The organism is Pseudomonas yamanorum, from assembly GCF_013386765.1.
GTDB classification, from domain to species: domain Bacteria; phylum Pseudomonadota; class Gammaproteobacteria; order Pseudomonadales; family Pseudomonadaceae; genus Aquipseudomonas; species Aquipseudomonas yamanorum_A.
Window position 1 is genome coordinate 149,894 of sequence record NZ_JACARE010000006.1, and the last position, 22,156, is coordinate 172,049.

General features: G+C 59.9%; 28 protein-coding genes. 26 read left to right on the forward strand and 2 right to left on the reverse strand.

Going from position 1 to position 22,156, the window contains the following annotated elements:
• Positions 1–157: 157 nt before the first annotated feature.
• Positions 158–505, reverse strand: coding sequence for a hypothetical protein (locus HX875_RS03945; protein ID WP_177041811.1), 348 nt, complete (start codon positions 503–505; stop codon positions 158–160).
• An 87-nt stretch (positions 506–592) separates the two neighbouring features.
• Here HX875_RS03945 and HX875_RS03950 point away from each other — a divergent pair, with 87 nt between their 5' ends.
• Positions 593–937, forward strand: a complete 345-nt coding sequence (locus HX875_RS03950) for a phage holin family protein (protein ID WP_177041813.1) — start codon at positions 593–595, stop codon at positions 935–937.
• A 22-nt stretch (positions 938–959) separates the two neighbouring features.
• Positions 960–1,199 (forward strand): hypothetical protein, encoded by a 240-nt coding sequence (locus HX875_RS03955; protein WP_177041815.1) that lies wholly within the window; start codon positions 960–962, stop codon positions 1,197–1,199.
• Here the strand turns inward: HX875_RS03955 and HX875_RS03960 are convergent.
• Positions 1,176–1,493 carry a hypothetical protein gene (locus HX875_RS03960; RefSeq protein ID WP_371321469.1) on the reverse strand — a complete coding sequence of 106 codons (318 nt, stop codon included), beginning with the start codon at positions 1,491–1,493 and terminating at the stop codon, positions 1,176–1,178. The two genes, HX875_RS03955 and HX875_RS03960, sit on opposite strands and share 24 nt — an antisense overlap.
• Before the next feature lie 312 nt (positions 1,494–1,805).
• Between HX875_RS03960 and HX875_RS03965 the strand changes: the two genes are divergently transcribed.
• The 24 genes from HX875_RS03965 (at position 1,806) to HX875_RS04080 (ending at position 22,086) form a co-directional block, all read left to right on the forward strand.
• The gene (locus HX875_RS03965) at positions 1,806–2,435 is read left to right on the forward strand and encodes a terminase small subunit (RefSeq protein WP_177041817.1); all 630 of its coding nucleotides are present in this window, start codon (positions 1,806–1,808) and stop codon (positions 2,433–2,435) included.
• Complete coding sequence (locus HX875_RS03970; protein WP_177041819.1) at positions 2,416–4,422, forward strand: phage terminase large subunit family protein; 2,007 nt, start codon at positions 2,416–2,418, stop codon at positions 4,420–4,422. Before HX875_RS03965 ends, HX875_RS03970 begins: the two co-directional genes overlap by 20 nt.
• Position 4,423: 1 nt before the next feature.
• The gene (locus HX875_RS03975) at positions 4,424–4,630 is read left to right on the forward strand and encodes a phage head-tail joining protein (protein ID WP_177041821.1); all 207 of its coding nucleotides are present in this window, start codon (positions 4,424–4,426) and stop codon (positions 4,628–4,630) included.
• Positions 4,630–6,111, forward strand: coding sequence for a phage portal protein (locus HX875_RS03980; RefSeq protein WP_177041822.1), 1,482 nt, complete (start codon positions 4,630–4,632; stop codon positions 6,109–6,111). Before HX875_RS03975 ends, HX875_RS03980 begins: the two co-directional genes overlap by 1 nt.
• Complete coding sequence (locus HX875_RS03985) at positions 6,108–7,250, forward strand: head maturation protease, ClpP-related (RefSeq protein ID WP_177041824.1); 1,143 nt, start codon at positions 6,108–6,110, stop codon at positions 7,248–7,250. Before HX875_RS03980 ends, HX875_RS03985 begins: the two co-directional genes overlap by 4 nt.
• Positions 7,247–7,585 carry a head decoration protein gene (locus HX875_RS03990; RefSeq protein WP_177041826.1) on the forward strand — a complete coding sequence of 113 codons (339 nt, stop codon included), beginning with the start codon at positions 7,247–7,249 and terminating at the stop codon, positions 7,583–7,585. The genes HX875_RS03985 and HX875_RS03990 overlap by 4 nt, the downstream gene beginning before the upstream one ends.
• Before the next feature lie 63 nt (positions 7,586–7,648).
• Positions 7,649–8,644: a major capsid protein gene (locus HX875_RS03995; protein ID WP_177041828.1), complete on the forward strand. Its 996-nt coding sequence runs from the start codon at positions 7,649–7,651 to the stop codon at positions 8,642–8,644.
• 2 nt (positions 8,645–8,646) lie between these two features.
• Complete coding sequence (locus HX875_RS04000) at positions 8,647–8,967, forward strand: head-tail joining protein (protein WP_177041830.1); 321 nt, start codon at positions 8,647–8,649, stop codon at positions 8,965–8,967.
• Positions 8,964–9,623, forward strand: a complete 660-nt coding sequence (locus tag HX875_RS04005; RefSeq protein ID WP_177041832.1) for a hypothetical protein — start codon at positions 8,964–8,966, stop codon at positions 9,621–9,623. The genes HX875_RS04000 and HX875_RS04005 overlap by 4 nt, the downstream gene beginning before the upstream one ends.
• A complete protein-coding gene (locus HX875_RS04010; protein WP_177041834.1) occupies positions 9,613–10,131 on the forward strand; it encodes a hypothetical protein in 519 nt (172 codons plus the stop codon). Before HX875_RS04005 ends, HX875_RS04010 begins: the two co-directional genes overlap by 11 nt.
• Complete coding sequence (locus tag HX875_RS04015) at positions 10,128–10,721, forward strand: phage baseplate assembly protein V (protein WP_177041836.1); 594 nt, start codon at positions 10,128–10,130, stop codon at positions 10,719–10,721. Before HX875_RS04010 ends, HX875_RS04015 begins: the two co-directional genes overlap by 4 nt.
• Positions 10,722–10,776: 55 nt before the next feature.
• The gene (locus HX875_RS04020; protein WP_177041839.1) at positions 10,777–10,983 is read left to right on the forward strand and encodes a hypothetical protein; all 207 of its coding nucleotides are present in this window, start codon (positions 10,777–10,779) and stop codon (positions 10,981–10,983) included.
• Positions 10,984–10,988: 5 nt separating this feature from the next.
• Positions 10,989–11,315 carry a GPW/gp25 family protein gene (locus tag HX875_RS04025; RefSeq protein WP_177041840.1) on the forward strand — a complete coding sequence of 109 codons (327 nt, stop codon included), beginning with the start codon at positions 10,989–10,991 and terminating at the stop codon, positions 11,313–11,315.
• Positions 11,312–12,193, forward strand: coding sequence for a baseplate assembly protein (locus HX875_RS04030; protein ID WP_177041842.1), 882 nt, complete (start codon positions 11,312–11,314; stop codon positions 12,191–12,193). The genes HX875_RS04025 and HX875_RS04030 overlap by 4 nt, the downstream gene beginning before the upstream one ends.
• A gap of 1 nt (position 12,194) precedes the next feature.
• Positions 12,195–12,800, forward strand: a complete 606-nt coding sequence (locus HX875_RS04035; RefSeq protein WP_177041845.1) for a phage tail protein I — start codon at positions 12,195–12,197, stop codon at positions 12,798–12,800.
• A complete protein-coding gene (locus tag HX875_RS04040) occupies positions 12,797–14,725 on the forward strand; it encodes a phage tail protein (RefSeq protein WP_177041847.1) in 1,929 nt (642 codons plus the stop codon). The genes HX875_RS04035 and HX875_RS04040 overlap by 4 nt, the downstream gene beginning before the upstream one ends.
• Before the next feature lie 12 nt (positions 14,726–14,737).
• Complete coding sequence (locus HX875_RS32705; RefSeq protein WP_256348030.1) at positions 14,738–15,172, forward strand: phage tail assembly chaperone; 435 nt, start codon at positions 14,738–14,740, stop codon at positions 15,170–15,172.
• Positions 15,173–15,274: 102 nt separating this feature from the next.
• Complete coding sequence (locus tag HX875_RS04050; protein WP_177041849.1) at positions 15,275–16,438, forward strand: phage tail sheath subtilisin-like domain-containing protein; 1,164 nt, start codon at positions 15,275–15,277, stop codon at positions 16,436–16,438.
• Between the two features lie 18 nt (positions 16,439–16,456).
• Entirely contained in the window at positions 16,457–16,960 is a 504-nt protein-coding gene (locus HX875_RS04055) for a phage major tail tube protein (protein WP_177041966.1), read from the forward strand.
• Positions 16,961–16,971: 11 nt separating this feature from the next.
• On the forward strand, positions 16,972–17,277 hold the full coding sequence (locus HX875_RS04060; RefSeq protein WP_177041850.1) for a phage tail assembly protein: 306 nt from the start codon (positions 16,972–16,974) through the stop codon (positions 17,275–17,277).
• A 142-nt stretch (positions 17,278–17,419) separates the two neighbouring features.
• On the forward strand, positions 17,420–19,921 hold the full coding sequence (locus HX875_RS04065) for a phage tail tape measure protein (protein WP_177041852.1): 2,502 nt from the start codon (positions 17,420–17,422) through the stop codon (positions 19,919–19,921).
• Between the two features lie 12 nt (positions 19,922–19,933).
• Complete coding sequence (locus HX875_RS04070) at positions 19,934–20,779, forward strand: phage tail protein (protein ID WP_177041854.1); 846 nt, start codon at positions 19,934–19,936, stop codon at positions 20,777–20,779.
• A complete protein-coding gene (locus tag HX875_RS04075) occupies positions 20,754–20,960 on the forward strand; it encodes a tail protein X (RefSeq protein ID WP_177041855.1) in 207 nt (68 codons plus the stop codon). The genes HX875_RS04070 and HX875_RS04075 overlap by 26 nt, the downstream gene beginning before the upstream one ends.
• Positions 20,961–21,042: 82 nt before the next feature.
• The gene (locus tag HX875_RS04080; protein WP_177041856.1) at positions 21,043–22,086 is read left to right on the forward strand and encodes a phage late control D family protein; all 1,044 of its coding nucleotides are present in this window, start codon (positions 21,043–21,045) and stop codon (positions 22,084–22,086) included.
• Positions 22,087–22,156 lie beyond the last annotated feature (70 nt).

The following is a 22,156-nucleotide window of genomic DNA, read 5'->3' on the forward strand; positions in this document are numbered from 1 at the left end:
GCACCAGAAGCGATAGCCGATTGAATGCGTTGTCCCTCCGTTGTACCTGCGTCATACCCACGTTGTACCCGTATTGCGCGGTGGCATTAAAACTCCCTTGCTGCCACCGGAATCCGCCTGTAAAAAGTACCCATCTTCGATAGGTGCGACCGCAGAGTTAAGGGTTTTTTACCACAGGTTTTTTGTCCCCCTTGATCCAGATCAGGAGTAAAGCCATGGTGACAATCAGGTATACGAAGAAGTTAAGTGCGTAGAAAAACAGACCTATCACCTCGATCCTTTCGATTGGCGCATCAGAGTAGGCGAATTTGTAAAACTCGTACGCCGAGTTGAAAAGCATGACGCACGCTCCTAGCAAGCCCAGGGTGCGATACAAAATGCTTCCCATGATTTTCAGCCGGCGCAGTGCTCGCTCAGTGACATCAGTAGGAGCGAATAGCCAAGCGACAAATGCGCCTCCAATGATTGTTGTTAGCAAATTTATAAAGATCCCTGACGTATCCATGTAACACCCTGTTAAAACTGAAGTTGTATTTACGACGATATCAAGAAAACCCGGCCATAGAGCCGGGTTTTTGCATTGGAGATAGCGATGACGAACGAGCAGCAAGCGCTTATTGATATGCCCATCTGGATGGTGATCGTGCTGTCCCTGGTCGGCGGGATATCGGGCGAGGCATGGCGTGCAGACAAAGCAGGGGTAAGCGGCTGGTCCTTGATTCGCCGGTTGCTCCTTCGGTCTGGTGCATGCGTGGTCTGCGGACTCTCCACCATGATGTTGCTGCATGCATCGGGCATGTCGGTACTGGCGGCGGGAAGCATTGGTTGCCTCACCGCGATGGCTGGAGCGGATGTCGCGATTGGCTTGTACGAACGTTGGGCTGCAAAGCGGCTGGGTATATGTAATGTGCCGCCCAGTAGAGGATCCGGCCAGTAACACAACTGATTGGGAAACAGTTATGCAGATTCGAGTGTTGAGTGATGAGTTAGAGGTTATTTGGGTGAAGACGGACGCTGGTGGAGTCACCAGTGATTTCCACCGCAGGGACGGAACTTTAGAGAAAATCATCGATACGCTTCAGCGTGCTCTGAATGGCGCATACATAGAGCTTCAACAGCCGGTCAGTTTTGCTGATCCGGCTGTCAGTAACAGTGAGGCGATGGAATCGTACTTCTCAGAACGTGAGGGTCTTGTTTAGGTTGCCTGTTACTAATCGCCAGATGTTTGGAGATCGAAAGAATGGATGCCAAGCGGATGGTGCAATAAACCTTACGGTCCGGCCACTTTGCCAGATGGTAACAGCTGTTCCTGCAAGCCCGGCTTGATGTGCTGCATACTCAAATGCGGTAAGAAACTCTTGCTGGTCACTCGACGATTTGCTTCCAAATGAGCCGTCCAAAGGCACGATGATCATGTCTTGCCCTTGCTCGTGAAGATGCGCAATTTTGTAAGTTGTCACGTCTTTCTCCTTGGCGATATCGCCTTTGTTCACGATAGCCCTGCGTAATCAAGGGCTTTGAAACAATATCACTTTGATTGCGCGGCTTTATTACTGTGATTGCAGTAATTCATTGGGCGTTGGTCGCATTGACGAGGATGAAGTGATATGGGCCATGAATTACTGGCTTTGCAACGGGGAACTATTTTGGTGCGCGTCGCGGTCGCCGGGGACCCTGGCGGCATTCGAGGGACACGGGGCATGAAACCCGCGGGAAAGCGTTAGCGGCAGGGCTGCCAGCTTACTGAAATTCAATCCATTGAAATTGAAAGGCTCCATTGAAAAGCCGTTGAAAAAGGAGGGCTCATGACAGAACCAACCTACCTGTCAAAGAGCGCTTTCGCGGCTCGCATCGGCAGGTCGCCCAGTTACATCACCTGGTTGAAAGATAACAACCGTCTGGTGTTATCAGCCGATGGCAAAAAGGTCGACGTCCTGGCCACCGAAGCCCTCATTGTTGAAACCGCCGATCCAAGCAAGGCCGCCGTCTCGGCTCGCCATCAACAGGCCCGGGTCGAGCGTGATGTTCACAGCCAACTCAGCCCCCTTGCCGAGCCGACTTCCACGGCTGCGCCGCAGCCAATGGCTACCGCCGGTAAACCGGCCGATTTTCAAAAGGCTCGCGCGCACCGCGAGTACTACCTGGCGCAGCTGGCCGAGATGGAATTTCACAAGGCTCAAGGCTCGATGGTCGAGATCGTCGCGGTTCAGTCGGGGGCCTACAACGCTGGGCGCATGCTGCGTGACACCCTCTTGGGCATGCCGCCGCAACTGGCGCCGGAGTTGGCTGCTATGACCGATCCTTGGGAAATCGAACGACGCCTGACGGCAGCGTTACGGGTAAGACTCGAAGAGGCCAGTCGCATGTCCGCAGAGGACTACGGGCACACACTCGAAACCAACTGGGAGGTGGTTGATGACCCAGGCCAGATCTAATGGCGCGCAGGTCTACCGCGAGGCTTACTTTCGAGGTCTGCAGCCTGATCCAGATGTGTGGATTGATGAGTGGGCAGATGAGTACATGCGCATACCACGCGACACTGGTGCCGCAGAACCGGGTCAGTACCGCACATCTCGGACGCCTTACGCCCGTGAGCCGATGCGATGCCTATCACCGGCACATCCGTGTAAACGAGTCGTCACCATGGTTGCCTCGCAGTTGATGAAAACGCAGATTGCGCTGAACTGGATCGGTGGGTTGATCCATATGGCGCCGTCCAACATCCTCACACTGCTGCCCAGCTTGGGGCTTGCTAAGCGGGTGTCATCTCGTATCGGCAAGACCATCAAGGCCACTCCGGTGTTGCGCGAGCGTGTGGCAGCAAGTCGCTCGCGGGACTCGCGCAATACCATGGACACCAAGGAGTTCGAGGGTGGCTCGCTCTATGTCACCACTGCGGGCTCTGCGGCCAACTTGGCCGAGTTGTCGGCGCGCTACATCTACGGCGATGAAGTTGATCGCTGGGAGGTCGACGTGGGCGACGAGGGGGACCCTATCGAACTAGCGGAAACGCGGGGTAGTACCTTTGGCCGCAACGCAAAGTTCTATTTTTCGAGCTCGCCGACGATCAAGGGCGCGTCACGCATTGCTGATCTGTTTGAATCCAGTGACCAGCGTTATTTCTACGTGCCATGCCCCCACTGTGGTCATATGCAGGTGCTTGAATGGGAGAACCTTCTCTACTCAGCCGACTTTAGCGTGGTGCATTACAAATGCGCTGCGTCCGGTTTGGACTGCGATGTGTTGATCGAAGAACACTTCAAGGGGCAGATGTTAGCCAAGGGTGAATGGCGCTCCCACAGTCCGGGCGATGGGGAGACCGTGGGCTTCCACCTCAACGCACTCTATTCGCCGCCGGGGTGGATGGATTGGAGGTCGCTGGCTAAGCAGTTCGAAAAGGCCAAAAAGGCCCAGGCCAAGGGTGACCTTGAACCCATGCAGGTGTTCTACAACACTCGTCTGGCAAAGGTCTGGGACAGTGCACAAGAGCAGACCAAGGCATCTGTCCTGATCGAGCGGGCTCGTAAGGAGGGCTTCTCCCTCGGTGCGATGCCTGCTGCCGTGATGATGATTACTGGCGCTGTCGACGTGCAGGCCGATCGCCTGGAGTTCATGGCTATGGGCTGGGGTGTAGGCATGGAGCGCTGGGTCATCGATCACCGAGTAATCGCCGGTGACCCATCAGATGAGCGTACCTGGGCTGTCCTCGACGAGTTGCTCAAGGAGCGCTACCGACACCCTTGCGGTGTTGGCCTGGGCATTCTTGCGGTTGGTGTCGACTCCGGTGGCCACCACACGGATGAGGTGTATCAGTTCTGCCGAGTGCGTCGCTGGCGCAACATCTTCGCCATTAAGGGCGCGAGCAAGCCCGGCAAACCGGTGATCGCTCAGCGGCCTTCGATGGTTGATGTGACCTGGAAGGGGCAGACTGAGCGCGGCGGTGCCGAGCTTTGGTTTGTCGGTACAGACACTGCAAAGGACTGGATCTACAACCGCTACCCGTTTGAGTCTGGCCCAGGTGCGGTGCACTTTGCCAACGACCTGCCGGATGAGTTCTTCGCCCAGTGCGTGGCCGAGCGAAAGGTCGCCAAGTACGTGCGTGGTCACAAGCGTATCGAGTGGATTAAGGGCAAGGCCGAGCGCAACGAAGCGCTCGACCTGATGGTGTATTGCCTGGCAATGGCGCACTACCTCGGCATCAACCGGTATCAGGAACACGACTGGGATCGGGTTCGAAACTCTCTGGCCCAGGCCGGTTTGTTTGATGAAAAGGTGGTCACCGCTGAGCGTGTCACGGTCTCCGAGCAGGCTCCCGTTACACCACAGCCAACGCCGCAACCCGATACCCCGGTCGCCCAACCGCGACCCGCTTCACCCCCACAACGCCGCAGTTCAACAAGCGGTTACCTGAAGAGACGCTGATATGTCGTTTACCCCGAAGCACCTCGATGCCATCGAGCGCGCCATTGCGCGCGGTGAGAAGACCGTGCGCTACAGCGACCGCACTGTGGAGTACCGCTCCATCGACGAACTGCTCAAGGCCCGCGACGAGATCCGCACGTCGCTGACCAACGCCGCCGGGCCACGCTCTCGCGTGGTGCGGCTCACCCATGGAGGCAAGGGACTCTAATGGCTCGACACTATCCGACGCTAACCCGTAATGGATTCTTGCTGCCGTCAAACATCAAGGCCAGTTACGAAGGCGCCGGGGAGGGCCGGCGTTCGGCCAGTTGGGAAGCCACTGATAACGGCATCAACAGCATCAACACCCCGGCCCTGCGCAACCTGCGGGCACGTTCGCGGGCCGCGGTGCGCAATGACCCGTACGCCTTCAACGTCATAGACAAACGCGTAAGCAACCTGATCGGCACGGGGATCACGCCCAGGCCGACCACCGACGATGCCGAACTGCGCAAACTCCAGCAGCAGCTGTGGGACGACTGGGTGGATGAAGCAGACGCCGATGAGCTGACCGACTTCTACGGTATGCAGGCCCTGGTAGCACGCACCGTTGAAACGGCCGGCGAGTGCTTTGTGCGGCTCCGGCCACGCAGCCCCAGCGAAGGCTTGGCGGTGCCGCTGCAGTTGCAGGCGCTAGCCCCTGAGTTCGTTCCTCACGACAAGTTTGAGATGGCCAAAAACGGCAACGTTATCCGCGCGGGGATCGAGTTCAACCCGGCCGGCAAACGTGTGGCGTACTGGATGCACCTGTCGCACCCGCGCGATTCGTCGTCGTTGAATGCAGGCTACAACCAGTTGGTGCGTGTACCGGCGGCGCAGGTGCTGCACATTTTCGAACCAATGGAGCCTGGGCAACTGCGAGGCGTGCCGCGCTTGGCACCGGTACTGAAGCGCTTGCGCAGCTTGGACAATTACGACGACGCGGTGCTGTTCCGCCAGGAAGTGGCGAACCTGTTTGCCGGCTTCATCAAGCGGCCACCACCGGAAGCTGTGCCGCAACCCCGGGATCCAGTTACGGGGCAGTTGCTGACCACCGACCGCGACGGCTTCACGCCAATGGTCGCCCTGGAGCCCGGCACCATGCAGGAGCTTGCACCAGGTGAAGAGGTGGAGTTTTCCAAACCACCCGACGCTGGCAACAACTACCCGGACTTCATGCGGCAGCAGCTGATGGCGGCGGCGGCGGGTTCTGGCACCCCTTACGAGATCCTCACTGGCGACATGCGCGAGGTCAACGACCGGGCGCTGCGGGTGGTGCTCAACGAGTTCCGGCGCCGATTGGAGCAACTGCAGTTCGGCGTGTACGTGCATCAGCTGTGTCGCCCGGTGCGGGCTGCCTGGATGGACATGGCGTTGTTGTCCGGTGCCCTGGTGTTGGAGGACTACGCGCAACGTCGGCGCGAATACCTACGCACGCGCTGGGTGCCGCAGGGCTGGGCCTACATCCAGCCGGTGCAGGACGTTCAGGCCCGCCAGATGGAGGTTCGAGCTGGCTTTGCCTCTCGCAGCGAGATGGTGCTACGCACCGGGTACGACGCGGAAACGGTCGACACGGAAAACGCTGCTGATCTCGCCAGGGCCGCGGATCTCGGCCTCAACTACACGACTCTTGAAGCCATCGAGACGATCGATGACAAGGAACAACCATGAGCAAAAAAACGAAACCGCGTGTTTATGACAAGGCGGGCAAGCAGGTGAAGGTCGCGGATAAAAGCTGGTACACCCTCCAGGCCAGCGGCGAAGCCGAGCAGCGCAACATCGAGATATTCGTGTACGGCGAGATCGGCGCCTGGGGCGTTACCGCCAATCAGTTCGTGCAGGATCTGCGCGCCATGGATGACGGCGTGTCGCCGGTGATCGTTGCGTTCAACAGCATCGGCGGTGATCTGTTCGATGGTCTGGCGATTCACAACGCGCTCTCGCGCCTGGGTGAGCGCTGTACTGGCCGCATTGATGCCCTGGCGGCCAGCGCGGCCAGTGTTGCGGTGTGCGGCGCGCATCGGGTGGTGATTGCCGCCAATGCCATGCTGATGATTCACAACCCGTACACCTTCACCGGTGGCGATGCCGAAGACTTCCGCCGTGTCGCCGATGTCCTGGATCAGACCTTGGAAGCGATTATCGCGGCCTACAAGGCTAAGGCGCCGGATATCGACGAAGCTGAGCTGCGGCGCATGGTCAACGCTGAAACCTGGCTCACGGCCAACGAAGCGGTGGCACTGGGCCTGGCCGATGAAGTGGGCGACGGCCTCAAGGTCAGTGCCTGTCTCGGCCAGGGCAGCGTGATAGCGCGGTTCCAGCATGCCCCGCCGGAACTGCTCGCCCAGCTTGATGAAGGGCCAGAGGTGGAGCTGCCAGAGCTGAACGACCCACCGGAGCCGGCTCCCGTGCTGGACGCGGCCAAAATGGCGCTGATGGTCACACAAGGTTGCGCAGCAGCGGGCATCAGCAACTTGGTGGATCCGATTCTCGCCTCCACGAAGCTGGAAAGTGAAGCCGTGATCCAGGCGGCGCTGACCAAAGCCAAAGCCCTGCACGGTTTGTGCGTTGCCGCACGACTGCCCGAGCTGGCGGGCGAATTCATCACCGCTGGCCTGGACGAAGCCGCAGTTCGCGCGAGGCTGTTCGACAAGTTGGTAGGCAGTGGCGGCGGCTTTGAAATCAACAACAGCCTGCCGCTGGATACCGACCCGGTACCTAAGGTCCAGGCCAAGCAGGCTGACCCTCACTCGATCTGGGCCTCCCGTCAGGCGGCTCAGAACGGAACCTCGAAAGGAGCAAAAGTATGAAAATTGAATCGATTCACGCGGGAGAGTTCCTGCTGTCCGAAGGACCCGGCACCATTTCCCGCGAGGCGATCAACGTCGCCGCCGGCCCTGCGTTGGAAGCCGGCCAGATCCTCGGGTTGGTCACCGCTACGGGTGAGTTTGCGCCATACGACCCAACTGCTGAAGACGGTAGCGAGAACGCCCGCGCGATCCTCTTTGGACCATTGAGCATGTCGGATGTGGTACGCCGTGGACGTGCGGTGGTGCGGTTGGCCGAGGTCAGTGAAGCACACTTGACCGGTCTGGATCCTGCTGCTGAAAAAGCGCTCGACGCAAAAGACGTGATCGTCCGCTAAGGCGATTTGCCTAAATCTTTCAGCCCGCACTGTGCGGGTTTTTTGTTTTCTGGAGACCGGTTCATGGCTGACATTCAAATCTTCAACGACGATGCTTTTTCGGTGTCCTCGTTGACTGCCGCAATCAACGAACAAGAATACGTGCCCGGGCGCATTGGCAGCCTGGGTTTGTTCCAGGAAGAGGGCATTACTACCCTGACCGTGCAGATCGAGAAGGACGGCGACACTCTGGCCTTGGTGCCGGCCGGTGAGCGTGGCACATCCGGCCTAGTTGTTTCGGGCAGCAAGCGCAACCTGATCCCGTTTAACACCGTGCATCTGCCACAACGCTTCACCATCAAGGCCGACGAGATCCAAGGCATTCGTGCCTTCGGTACACGCTCCGAACTCCAGTCGGTGCAGGACGTGGTCAACAAACGACTGGCCAAGGCGCGTCGGCAGTTGGACGTTACTCACGAATTCCAGCGCCTCGGCGCGCTCAACGGCAAGATCTACGACTCCGATGGCAAGACGGTGCTGCTCGATTTGTATGACCGTTTTGGTGTAAAGCGAAAGTCGTTGCCGATGGGCTTAATCGGCGAGAAAAAGTCGTTTCGCGTGCAGTGTGGTGAGGCATTGGATCTGCAGGAAGACGCATTGGGCAGCGTGACCCGCAGTGGTTCGCGTGCTTTCTGCGGTAAGAATTTTTGGAATGCACTTTTGGAAATTGATGAGGTGAACAGAACTTACCTCAATACCCAGCAAGCAGCTGCTCTGCGTGGTGATGCGCGGGAAAGTTTCGACTACGGCGGCATCAGCTGGGAGCGTTATCGCGGAAAAATCGCCGGCATGACGTTTGTACACGATGACAAGGCGTTGCTGATTCCTGAAGGCGTACCGGACTTGTACATCTCGGTATTTGCACCGGCCGACTATATGGAAACGGTCAACACCGAAGGTGTTCCTTACTACAGCAAGATCGAACCGTTGCCTTTCAACAAAGGCATGGCCGGGGAAGCCCAGTCCAACCCGTTGCATATGTGCACGCGGCCTCTGGCGCAGATCCTCCTGGAAATGTGATCGTGGCGTTCCGCGATCTGATTGACGACATCGACGACGTGGTATTCGAAACCCTGGGCGATTCCGCCCAGATCGAAGGTCGCGCCGAGCCGGTGCTGGGCATGTTCATGGCGCCATGGAAGGCGCCGCAGTTTGGCAAAACTCAAACCGCCATACGCGAACCTCGTTTTGAGATTCGCGTGCGTGATTCGGATGGCCTTACCAAGGGCCTGCTGGTCACCGTCGATTTGCCGACGTTGGACGGCGGCGGAGCGTATGACCTGCTGCAGCTGGAGCCCGGCGGCGATGGCCTGGTGGCTCTGATCTTGAGGAAGCGTCCATGAGTGTCGGTAGCTACGCACAGCAGAAACGCGACGGTGGTTTGATCAACATCCAACCGTCACTGGCGGATCTGAAGATCTTTCAGGACTTCGCTCGGCTTGTACCGAAAGCTGCGGCTGCAGCGCAACGGCGAGCGATCAACAAAACCTTGGGGTGGTTGCGTACCCATATTGCCAGAGCGGTGGGCAAGCAAGAGCGCGTCGCCATTGGGGCCGTCCGGCAAAGGTTGAGGGCGTACCCCACCAGTGGCGGTGCGATGCGCGGCAAGTTGTGGTTTGGCCTCAACGCGATTGAGGCCAGCCGCATCGGTCGGGCGCGTCAGACCGGCAGGGGCGTTTCGGTGGCAGGGCGTCGCTATCAGGGCGCATTTTACAAACAGGTGTACGGCAACAGCGCCGATATTTGGATCCGTACTGCCAGCAAGCACTTCAACAGCGATGACTACCCGGAGGCGACTCAAGGGCGGCGGCGCAGTGGTTTCGTTCAGGAAAACGACAACCGCTTTCCTCTGGCGAAAGCCAAGGTGTCGCTGGAGCAGGCCCGGCCGCACTTTGAGGCCTGGATTAAACGCGCCGATGAACAGCTGATTGTTGTGCTTCAGCAGGAGCTCAATTACGAACTGCAGAAGTATCTGAAGGGGAGCGCCAATGTCAGATGAGCCGTTCAGTCTGACCCAGCTGTACCTGGCCATTGAGCAACACCTGACCGAGCATCTGTCGGGTATTCAGGCGGTAGTGTTTTGGCCGGACATTCAGGAAAACCAGGGCATCCCACTGCCTTCAGTGTTTCTCGAAATGGCCGAGCTTGAGCCCGGTACCGATATCGGCACCGGCGAAACCAGCGTGGTCTGTAAGTTCGAGGCGCGAATCATCGTTGACCCGATTCAAGCCAATCATCACGAGCAGGCTGTGCACCTCGTGTCGCAGCTGGCGGTGCTGCTCCGACAGCAAAGCTGGGGCCTTGAAGTCAACGTCGCGGAATTTGTGCGTGCTACTCAGGACTGGACCAAGCCCGAGCTGGACGGCTATGTCGTGTGGGTGGTTGAGTGGACTCACCAGGTCTATTTGGGCCTTGAGGTTTGGCCTTTCCCTGAAGAGAAGCCGAGCATGCTCAAACTCAATCTGTCGGCCTTCCCGGATGCCGATAGCTCAGGGGGCGCGCCATGAGTTATCAGACGGGCGAGCATGACCGGATGATCGCGGCGATGTTGATGCCGTGTGTGGTGGTCGGGGTGGATCTGGCGGCCCCGGCCGTGCGGGTCAAATCGGGCGACTGGGTTAGCGCCTGGGTGCGCTGGCATAGCCAGGCTGCCGGCAAGGCACGCCACTGGCGGGCGCCGACCTTGGGCGAGCAGGGAATTTTGTTTAATCCCAGCGGCCAGGCCGGTATGGGCACGTTTGTTCCGGGGCTGTACGGCGGCGCCGGTGCCGCGCCGGATAACCGGGATCATGTCGAGGTGTGGCGCTTTGATGATGGTGGCTCTCTGGTCTATGACTGGGAGGCCAACAGCTACACGATCACGCTGCCCACGGGCACCGTGAGCATCAAGGTAGGGGCGACCGAGGCGGTCGTTACCGATAACGCGGTGACGGTCACAACGACCAACGTCAAGTTGATTGCAGACGTTGCAATTGAAGGTTCGCTATCCGTAACGAAAGACGTTTCTGTCCAGGGCGCTTTGCATGCCGTGAAAGACATCACCAGTGACGGCAAGATCATCGACGCCGGCGGCAACAGCGCGAACCACAAACACTAGCTGTTCAATTTCACTGGCCCGCCGCGTGCGGGCCTTTTTGTGCCCGGGGGAAACCATGGCCAAGACTTCTGATAACCACGTCGCAGGCATCGCGCCTGGTTCAACGTTCCGCGACAAGCTCTACACCTCGCGCACCCTGATTCTGCCCGATAGTGGCCGCGCTTTGGCGGTCATCAAGGCGCAGGTGTCGGTCCCGGCAGCGGATACCGAGGCGCGGGCTTACCTCGAAACCAACGAGGAATTCGAACTACTGCAGGAGTGATTTAGATGATCGGAATGGACCGCCACACCGGCCAGCCGATTTCGGGCCTTGCGCATTTGCGCCAGTGCATCGAGGACATTCTAAGCACCCCGTTGGGAAGTCGTCGGGAGCGGCCGGAGTACGGCAGCAAGCTGCGTCGTTACGTGGATATGCCGGTTAACGAGGGCTGGAAGGGAGCGGTTCAGGCCGAGGCGAGCAGGGCGCTAGGCCGCTGGGAGCCCCGCCTGAAGCTGGAGCGCGTGCAAGCCGTCTCTGTCCTGGGCGGTCTGATCAATATTCAGGTCACCGGTAGCTACCGGGGCGAAAGCGTACTGCTAGAGGTAAGTGTATGAGTATCGTTGACCTGTCGGAGTTGCCGGCGCCTGACGTGCTTGAGCCCCTGGACTTTGAAGAGGTCTATGCGGAAAGACTGGGTGTCTTCCGCGAGTTCATGGGCGACAACTGGAGCGCACCGCTTGAAAGTGATCCAGTGGTCAAGCTGCTGGAGGTCGGTGCCTATGTGGGCATCGGTGATCGCGCCCGGGTAAACGATGCCGCCAAGGCGTTGCTGTTGGCCCATGCCATCCGTGGCGACCTTGATCAGCTCGGGGCGAACGTGAACACCAAGCGCCTGGTGATCCAGGCGGCGAACCTTAGCGCTATACCGCCGGTTGAGGAGGTCAGGGAGGGCGACGACGCTTACCGCGAGCGGATCCAGTTGGCCTATGAGGGCCTGACCACGGCGGGGCCGCGCAACAGCTACAAGCTGCATGCCCGCAATGCGTCTGCCCTAGTGGCGGATGCATCGGCGGAAAGCCCCTCGCCGGCGTGCGTTACGGTAACGGTGCTGGGCCTGTCGGGGGATGGGGCGGTGGGCCCTGAGTTGTTGGCCGTGGTAGCCAGTGCGCTCAATGACGAAAACGTTCGGCCATTGGGCGACCGGGTGACGGTGCAAAGCGCCCAGGTCCTGCCGTATCGCGTTGACGCGGTGCTGCACATGAAAGGCCCCGGCCCTGAAAGCGCCGTCGCGCGGGATGAGGCGGAAAGACGACTCGCTGCCTGGATCAACCCGCGCAAACGCCTGGGGGTTGAGGTGGCGCGCTCCGCTGTGGACGCGCAGCTGCACGTCCCAGGCGTTTCGCGCGTTGAGCTGGCCAGGTGGAAGGATCTGGCCCCTACAACGGCTCAGGCGGCGTTCTGCACCGGCTATAGCGTCAAGCTGGGGGAGTGACATGAAAAGCCTACTGCCGATCAACAGCACCCAGCTTGAGCGTGCGATTGAGGCGGCGAGCGCGGATAAGACCGTGATCCCGCTGCGTTCGCTCTACAACCCCGCGACGTGCCCCGTTCATTTGCTGCCGCACCTGGCGTGGGCCTGGTCTGTCGACCGCTGGGATGACCGCTGGACGGAGGCGGCCAAGCGCAACGCCATAAGGTCGTCGTTCTACATCCACTCCCGCAAAGGAACCATTGGCGCGTTGCGCCGTGTGGTGGAGCCGCTTGGCTACCTGCTGGAGGTGACTGAGTGGTGGCAGACGGTGCCCGAGGGGGCGCCGGCCACCTTCGCACTGAAGGTCGGTGTGCTGGAAAGCGGCATTACCGAGGAAATGTATCAAGAGCTAACCCGGCTCATTGATGACGCCAAGCCCGTCTCGCGGCATATGACGGGATTGGCCATCAGCCTGGAAGCGCAAGGCACCATCAATATCGGTGTTGCCGTTTATGACGGCGACGTACTCGACGTCTACCCACCCGCAGCGCGTGACATTGAAGTCAGCGGCTACATCGGTGTGGCTGGGCGCGAACACAGCATTGACACCCTGGACGTGTACCCATGATTGATAAGAACTCGCAATTTATGGCGATCCTCACCAATGTGGGGGCCGCCAAACTGGCTAACGCTAACGCCTTGGGACTTCCCTGGAAGATCACCGCTCTGGCGGTTGGCGATGCCAACGGTACCGATCCGGTCCCTAGTGCCACGCAAACAAAGCTGGTCAATGAGCTACGGCGTGCACCGCTTAACCAGCTTGTTCCTGACCCGAAAAACGCTGCTGTCTTTGTGGCTGAGCAGGTCATTCCCGAGAACGTGGGCGGCTTCTGGATCCGGGAAATCGGTTTGTATGATGAGGACGGCGATTTGGTGGCGGTTGCCAACACTGCCCCGACCTTCAAGCCTTTGCTTGCGCAGGGATCCGGCCGGACGCAAATCATACGGATGAACCTGATCGTCTCCAGTGTGGCCAACATCGAATTGAAGATTGATCCGTCGGTGGTACTGGCTACCCGCGACTATGTTGAGTTGGCAATCACCGAGGCTTTGAACAAGCAAGATTTCAAGCACTCCGTACTGGTAGCCACGACAGCGAACACCACGCTGAGCGGTCTTCAGACCGTTGACGGCGTAGCGTTGCAAGCCGGGGCCCGCGTTCTGGTGAAGAATCAAGTGACGGCCAAGGACAACGGTCTGTGGGTAGTTTCCTCAACTGGGCCATGGAAACGCGCCGAGGATGCAGACACCAGCATCGAGGTGACGCCAGGTCTATTTGTGAGCGTCGAGACGGGCACGCTCAACAGCGACAGCGTTTGGCAGTTGGTAACCGATGCGCCAATTGTCCTGGGCACTACTGCGCTGACCTTTGAGATGGTGGCGGGGCGCACGGGGGTCAATGCGGGTTCATATGGCAAGGTTACTGTCGACAAGTACGGGCGGGTCATTGCCGGCACGAACCCGACTACGCTCGCTGCGGCCGGGATCACCGATGCACTATCGATTAATGGCGGCACCCTGCAAGGGAATGTCCAACTGACGGAGAACAGCAGACTCTATATCGGGCCGGGAAATACGCCCTCATGGGGATTGGGAGTGTTTGCCGGGGTGCCCGGGTCAATTAAGGGGGGCGTTGGCTTCTACGGTGGCTCTGACGGTGCATTCAAGACCGCATTCCTGGGGCTGGGAACTGATCCTTGGTCCAGCGGCCCCGGCATCCGGATCAAGTCGGAGGGGATTGTTGAGATCAGCGGCACGATCACTGGAAGCGGAGCTGGTTTGTACTCTGTGCCCTTTGCTGCGCTGACAGGCCTGCCGAACACCTTGTCTGGCTACGGCATCATCGCTGCGAGCCAAACGGAGGCTGAGCAAGGCTCTGACACGACCAAGCCGATGACGGCGCTACGGGTCTGGCAGGCAATCGCGGCAAAAGTTGTGCAGGCGACAACAAGCATTGCAGGTATCGCACGTTTCGCTTCGCAGACGGCAGTCAACAGCGGTACTGAACCATCGACGATGGTCAGCCCTTTGACACTTGCCACACGCCTGGCTGCGTTGTGGCAGGCCGCTCAAGAAGGCGTGCTGGGCGTTGTACAACTTGCCACTCAACCCGAAGTAAATGCAGGAGCTGACGACACAAAAGCCGTGACGCCCAAAAAGCTGCGCGCTGGTGTTTCATGGGTACTTGGCGCGAATGGTCACATCGCAATGCCAACCTGGCTGGGTGGCTGGATTCTGCAATGGGGGCTAGCGGTCGGGGTTGGGCAGGCGACCAACAGCGGTACCTCCCAAGGTCCAGGCCGTGACGTGTCTCTTTCCGTGACGTTCCCGAACGAAATCATGTGGGTCGGAGCCTGCATGGCCTTTACGACGATGATCACCGGGGCAGCATTTGCGCCTGGAGCAGGCTATGTGTCCAGGTCTGTGATCCGCGTTCAGAACAACTACACCCAGTCAGCAGGCGACATCGCTTGGCTGGCGCTTGGCCGATAAAGAGGTACACCTATGGCAGCGTTTTACAGCCCTTCAGAGCGCGGTTTTTTCGACACTGCGCTCAATAGTAAAAAGCAGATTCCGACCGATGCGATTGCGCTCACCGAGCCGCAGCGAAAGGAGCTGCTGGCAGGGATCGCGCGCGGTCTGCTCGCGCAAGTATCCGAGAGTGGTTCGCTTCAGCTGGTCGAACCGCCGGTTGATCCCGATGCCGTGGCCCTGGCTGAACGCGCTTGGCGTGATGGAGTACTGACGTCAGCAGCTTGGCTGCGTGATCGGCACCGCGACCAGCTTGAAATTGGCGCGCCGACAACGCTCACCGCCGAGCAGTTCGAAGGGCTGTTGGTGTTCATGCAGGCCCTGCGCAATTGGCCGCAATCGCCAGATTTTCCTGACAGTAACCGTCGACCAGTCGCCCCAAGTTGGATCATTGAGCAAACTGAATAGCGCCCCGCACTGACGGGGCGTTTTCTTTCCCATTACGCGTAACAACGAACATCCCCCACGGCCTCGCTTATGCGGGGCTTTTTCGTTTCTGGAGATTGCCCTATGAGTTTCTTTCACGGTGTGACCGTCACCAACGTGGACACCGGCGCACGCACTATCTCGCTGCCCTCGTCTTCGATTATCGGTCTGTGCGATACCTTCACCCCAGGGCCGAAGGTGACGGCCAAACCTAACCAGGTGCTGCTGATCACTCGCGAAAGCGAAGCGGTGGCGGCCTGGGGCGAAGACGCGGCTATCACCAAGTCCATCAAGGCGATCTACATGCGCGCCAAGGCGGTGATCGTGGCGTGCGGCGTTGAGAAGCTGACCACCCCGGCCTTGCAGACCTCGGCCATCATCGGCGGCGTCCTGGCTGACGGTCAGCGGACCGGCATGCAGGCCCTGTTGGACGGCAAGAGCCGCTTCAATGCTCAGCCCCGTTTGCTGATTGCCCCAGGCCATAGCGCGACCCAGGCCGTGGCCACCTCGATGGATGCACTCGCCGGAAAGCTGCGAGGCATCGCCATCGTTGACGGCCCGAACACCACCGATGAGGCGGCCATTGCCTACGCCGAGAACTTCGGCAGCAAGCGTGTGTTTCTGGTCGACCCGGGTGTACAGAGCTGGGACACCGTCCTCAGCGAGACCGTTGATGCGCCGGCGTCGGCCTGGGTGGCCGGGCTGTTCGCCTGGACTGACAACGAGTACGGCTTCTGGGCCTCGCCGTCGAACAAGGAGTTTGTCGGCATCACGGGTACCGCGCGGCCGATTGAGTTTTTGGACGGTGACGCGACATGCCGGGCCAACCTGCTGAACAACGCCAATATCACCACGATCATCCGTGATGACGGCTATCGCCTGTGGGGCAACCGCACCTGTTCCAGTGATCCGAAGTGGACTTTTGTCACGCGTGTACGCACTCAAGACATCGTCATGGACGCGATCCTCTACGGGCACAAGTGGGCCGTTGACCGCGCAATCACCAAGACCTACGTCGCTGACGTGACGAATGGCTTGGAAAACTTTATGCGCGACCTGAAAAAGCAGGGCGCGGTGATCAACTTCGAAGTGTTCCCGGACGACGAGTTGAACACGGCCAGCCAGTTGGAACAGGGCAAGGTCTATTGGCGCATCCGTTTCACCGATGTGCCGCCGGCAGAAAACCCGACATTCCTCGTTGAAGTCACTAACCAGTGGCTCACCGAAGTCCTGGAAAACAAAGCCTAAGGAGGCTTCGCAATGTCCATGATTCCCCAAACGCTGTTCATGATGAACATGTTTATTGACGGCATGAACTTCGCCGGTGACGTGCCTACCTTGAGCTTGCCCAAGCTGAAAATCAAAACCGCCGAGTACCAGGCCGGCGGCATGGATGCCCCGATTGATATGGACCAGGGCATGGAAAAACTGGAGGCGTCCTTCAGCACCAAGGGCGTGCGCCGCGACGCGATGAAGTTCTTTGGCCTGGCTGATCAGACCGCGTTCAACTCGGTGTTCCGTGGCTCGTTCAAAGGCCAGAAAGGGGCCACCACTGCGGTGGTCGCCACCCTTCGCGGCATGCTCTCCGAGCTGGATCCGGGGGAATGGAAGCCGGGCGGCGATGCTGAGTTCAAGTATGCCGTCAGCGTCAGCTACTACAAGCTGGAAGTCGGCGGTGTGCTGATGTTCGAAATCGATCCGGTCAACGCAGTACGCGTCATCAACGGCGTTGACCAACTCGCTGGTGTTCGCCGCGACCTCGGCCTTTAAGGAAATTACCCATGGCTCAAGACGTAAACAAAATCCCTGAATGGCTGACCGTCAGCGCTGACTCGGCAACCATCAAGCTGTCCAAGATCGTCAAGGTCAATCAGGTCGAAACTGATCAGTTGACCATGCGCTCCCCAACGGTCCGTGAGGTTCGCCATGCAACCAAAGCGGCCCCGGATGATGAAGAACAAAGCGAAATGATCCTGTTCGCCAGCCTCACGGATGCGGGCACCAACGATCTGGGGGAACTGAGCGTGCGTGACTACAAACGCCTTCAGGCTGCCTATTTTCGCCTGGTGCGCGAGGACCGGGTTTAACGAAGAAATACAGAGAAAGCTGGCTCAGCGGCTGGCCCGGGAAATGTCTTTCTCGGCCAGCGAGATTGAGGCCATGTCTTTCTCAACGATGATCTGGTGGCTCAAGGAGTGAGCCGCCTGGACCTTTTCGGAGTGACCCCCCATGGCGAACAACCTGGCGCTTGGCGTAGTCATCGGCGGCGCTATCAGTTCAACCGTTGGCGCGGCCTTCAAGGACGTTGAAGGGCGCATCAAGAAACTCAGTGATCAGGGCACGAAAGCCCGGGTACTGCAAAACACCATTGGCGACACCATCCGCTTGCGGGATGAGTGGAAAAAAGCCCATGACACCGGATCTGCCTCGGCAGACGGTCTGCTCAAGAAACTGGAATCCAACCTCAGAACCTTGAAGGATCAGGGCGTTGAGGTCAGCAAGCTGCGCAACGAGTACCAGAAACTTGGCCAGGTGGCCCGTGGTGCTGAGCTGAAGGCCCTGGGTCATACGCAAATCAAGCAAGGCAAGGATGGACTAAAGGGCTCGCTTGGCCAGGCTACGGCGCTGTCAGCGGCGATTGCCATTCCCACCAAGATATCCGGTGACTATCAGGCGCAAATGCGCCAGATGTCGCTGTGGGCGCATACGGCCGGCACCGAAGACGAAGGCAAGATGGCCGAGATGGTTTCGACCATCGCGGACGACAAGGGTATGAGTCGGCAACTGCTGGCCCAGGCGGTCGGTGGGCTGATCGAAAAGGGCGTTGAGTGGCAGGAGGCCAGCGAATACGCCGGGCAAATTGCCGACCTGATCGACGGCCAGGGTATGGAAGCCGAGACCATCGCGACTTTGATTAACTCGTTCAAGGAGGCCGGGGTTAAGAAAGAGGACATGGCCGGCATGCTGGGCCAGGTGGCGGCAGCGGGGGATATCGGGGCCTTCGGTCCGAAGGACATGGCACGGTACCTGCCCGCCATGCTCGGCAACATCAAGCGCCTGGGCATGGAAGGCCCGGAGGCGGTGCGGTTCCTCGGTGCCAGCTTGCAGTCGCAGTACTCGCAAACGCAGGATTCGGCGGCCGCTGCGACCAACATGAACAACCTGCTGAGTGCGGTGATCAGCAGCACCAGCCAGGAACGTTTTGCCAAGGAAGGGTACGACCTGGCCGGCTCGATCATCGCCGCGACCAAAAGCGGTAAGGCGGCCAACCCGGTCGACGCATTCATCATGCTCAGCCAGGAAATGATTAAGCGTCAGGATCCAGCGAAGGCCAAAAAGATCGAAGCCCTCAAGGCCAAGATCAAGGCAGCAGCCGACGGCAGCGCCGAGGAACAGCAGGCCATGGTGGCCCTGACTGAAGCGGCGGGCCTGGCCAACATCGTCAGCGATCAGAGCGCCAGTGCGGGCTTGCTCGCGCAAATCAAATACGGCGACAAGATCAAGGCCGACATGGTCGCGATCAAGGAAACGGACGGTAAGACCAAGATCGAGGCGGACGCCGCCAAGGCTCGCGAAACGTCCAACCGCAAATGGTCGGCGGCAACGGCGGGCATGGAGGCATCCATGATCAGCCTCGGGGATGGACTGCGGCCGTTGACCGATAAGGTCGCGGATGGCTTGGGCAAGGTTGGCTATGCGCTGGCTGAGTTGGCCAACAAGTACCAGCCGGTGACGGCGGTGATTGCCGGCGTAGCGGCCGGCGCTGTCACATTGGGTGCCGCGCTGAGTGCGCTGAAGATCGGCAAAGGCCTGCTGAACGTTGGCCGTGGTTCGCTGATGGGCAATCCGAACATCCCTCAAAAGGTGATCGTGACCAACCTGCCTGCCGGCGGCCTGGGCGGCATCGATGGCGGTGGTGCAGACGGCGGAAAGGGACGGAAGGGCGGCAAGTCGGATGGCAAAGGCGGGACGATGCTGAAGGGCATCGGCGCCTTGGCGGTCGTTGAGGCAGGTTTCAAGGTCAAAGACACCTACGACAACGCCACGACCCGGGATGAAAAGGCAGAAGGCTACGGCGAAGCCGCCGGGGGCTTGGCGGGCACGCTCGCGGGTGCTGCGGCAGGTGCGGCCATTGGCTCGGTGATACCGGTGATCGGTACTGTGGTCGGCGGGTTGCTGGGCGCTTACCTGGGCGGAATGGGCGGTGATGCGCTCGGCGGGTACCTGGGGAAAGCGGCATTTGGTGGTGACGACGGGCTGAAGAAAATGCCCGACGCGGGTCCGCTGATGATGGCCAATGCTGGGCAGGATATCCCGCCGGTGCTGGGCGATATCGCGGCATCGTTTGCGCCGAAGGACAAGGGGCTTGGGCCGCTCAAGATGGCGGCTGATAGCAGCGGCGCCGGCGCGGCACCCTCGGGGCCGTTGTTGATGCCCGCGGCCGTCAAGGCGCCGGGGCCGGTTGGTGGTGATGTGGTGCGTTCGCTGGCTTCGCCGCCGGCATCGAGCGCGCCCGCTGCGGTTTCGCTCATGGCGGTACCGGTCAAGCCGCCGGCGCCGAAGATTGAGCAGAAGGTCGATATCAGCGCGCCTATTCAGGTGACGGTGCAAGGGGATGTGAAGGATCCGGCGCAACTGGCCCGCGAGCTTCGACCGTACATCGAGCAGCAACAGCGGGAAATCACCCAGCAACTGGAGAGCCGCAAGCTCTACGACGACGCGCATCTTTGACCAGGGGGAACTATGGGCTACATGGAGCAGTTGCAATCAAGCGTGAAGTCCTTGGCGGCGGCGGGTGAGACCGGCCGCCGTAGCCTGGATGGGATGATTGCGCCGGTGGACGGTGCAATCAGTGAACTCAGCGGTGCGGCCTCGGAGCTGGAGGGCTTGCCCTTTGTGGGGCCGGCCGTTGGCGAAAAGCTGCAGCGTGTTATGCGTGGCGTAACGGCGGCCCAGGCGAAGGTTGGCCAGGTGGTGTCGGTGTACAGCTCGGCAACCCGGGCAGCGTCTCAGATTGATGAGCGCTTGGGTGCGCTGAAGGAGCAGGCCGGCCGGGCGGCAACGGCAATCAACAACATCGCCGGCAAGGTCAGCCCCTCGCTGTCGGGCATCGTTCCAACCGGGGCCTTTGCTGCGGATGCCACACCGGCGCCGGAGGCGGTGAAACCCTTCCCGCACCTGATGATCATGCAGCCGCGTGATCCTAAGCAGCAGCCGTACTTCTTCAATCTGGACACGGCGGCCTTTGATGAGCTGCGGCGTTCGTCTGCCTTTCGCTGGGCCTCCCAGGAGCGGCTGACGCGTCGACCGGCGCAACAGGCTGTCGGTATGGGTGACGAGAAGCTGACGCTGAAGGGCGCCATCTTTCCGGGCTTCAGGGGTGGCATCAAGCAACTGGATACCCTGCGCAGTCTGGGCGCCAAGTTGCAGCCCCTGACACTGACCACCGGTTACGGCGACGTGCTGGGCACCTGGTGCATGACCAGCGTTGAAGAAGAACAAAGCGCGCTGCTGGCAGGCGGTATCCCGCGTAAGCAAGGCTTTACCCTGGAGTTTGTACGCTATGGCGACGACATGCAGAACGTCTGACGGGGATCTGTTGGACACCATCTGTCACAACTACTACGGGCACCTGGGCGGCACGGTGGAGGCCGTGCTCGATGCCAATCAGGGCCTGGCTGATGAGGCCCAGCCGTACCGGGCAGGCGTAGTGATTGTCCTGCCGGACATGCCGGCACCGACTGAAGAACTTGTGATGCTTTGGGATTAGCCAGGCCTGGCTGTCCTTTCTTTCCGTTACGCGTAACGGCCGCCAACATTCCCCCGCGTTGGCGGGGTAACCGGGTGAACCTATGACCCCTCGCTTTCGCGTCGTTGCAGACGGTAAAGACATTACCGCGCTGATCAATGACCGCCTGTTGCTGCTGAAAACCACTGACAAGCCCGGCATGGAGTCGGACGACTTTGAGTTGCGCATCGATGACCGTGACAGCGCCGTGGCGCTGCCCAAGCGCGGGGCCGGCATTGAGATTTACATGGGCTACGCCGAAACGTCCATGGTGCGCCTGGGCCGTTACATGGTGGATGAGGTCGAGATATCCGGCCCGCCTGACACCATCGTAATTCGCGGCAAGGCCGGCGATATGCGCGGCTCAGGTAAGACGGTGCGCAGCGGTAGCTGGGAAGACGTGCCGCTGTCCAGGATCGTGGCCGACGTGGCTGCCCGCAACGGCTGGACGCCGGTATGCAACGTGTCCACGAACGTGCCCCGGGCTGACCAGCTCAGCGAGTCGGACTTTAACTTCATCACGCGCATTGCCAGGCAGCACGACTGCACGGCCAAGGTGGCTGATGGGAAGTTGATCGTGATGACGCGCGACGGCGGTACCAGCGCGAGCGGCAAGGCCTTTGGCGCCGTCACCATCACGCGCGCGGACGTCAGCCGGTGGCAGTTCCGTTTAGGCGATCGCAACACGCACAAGGCGGTGGCCACCAAGCATCAGGACAAGAAAACCGGTGAGCTGAAGCTGATCAGCCTGGACAACACCGATGCGCCCGACGGGCTGCCGGCGGTGCACACCGATCGCCATATCTACCCCAACAAAACCGCAGCGGAACAGGCCGCCAAGGCTCGCTTGACCGCCTTTAATCGATCCTCGGCGGGCGTTCGTCTGGAAATGCCCGGGCGTACCGACCTTTTTGCCGAGCGGTCGGTAAACGCCACGGGCTTCAAGGCGGGCATTGATGGTGAGTACCTGGTCGACTCGGTGGAGCAGGTATTCACCCAGGCGGGTTGGTCGACCACCGTTGAGTGCAATGGCGGCAAGAAAGGCAAGGCCAAAGCCAAAAGCAAGAAGACGAAGCAAACCAAGGAGGTCAAGGTTCTAGAGCTTTGACGTCACTCCCAGGAACACCCGTTTAACCACTCTGACCGCCGCCGATTGGCGGCTTTTTTTGCCTGGAGAA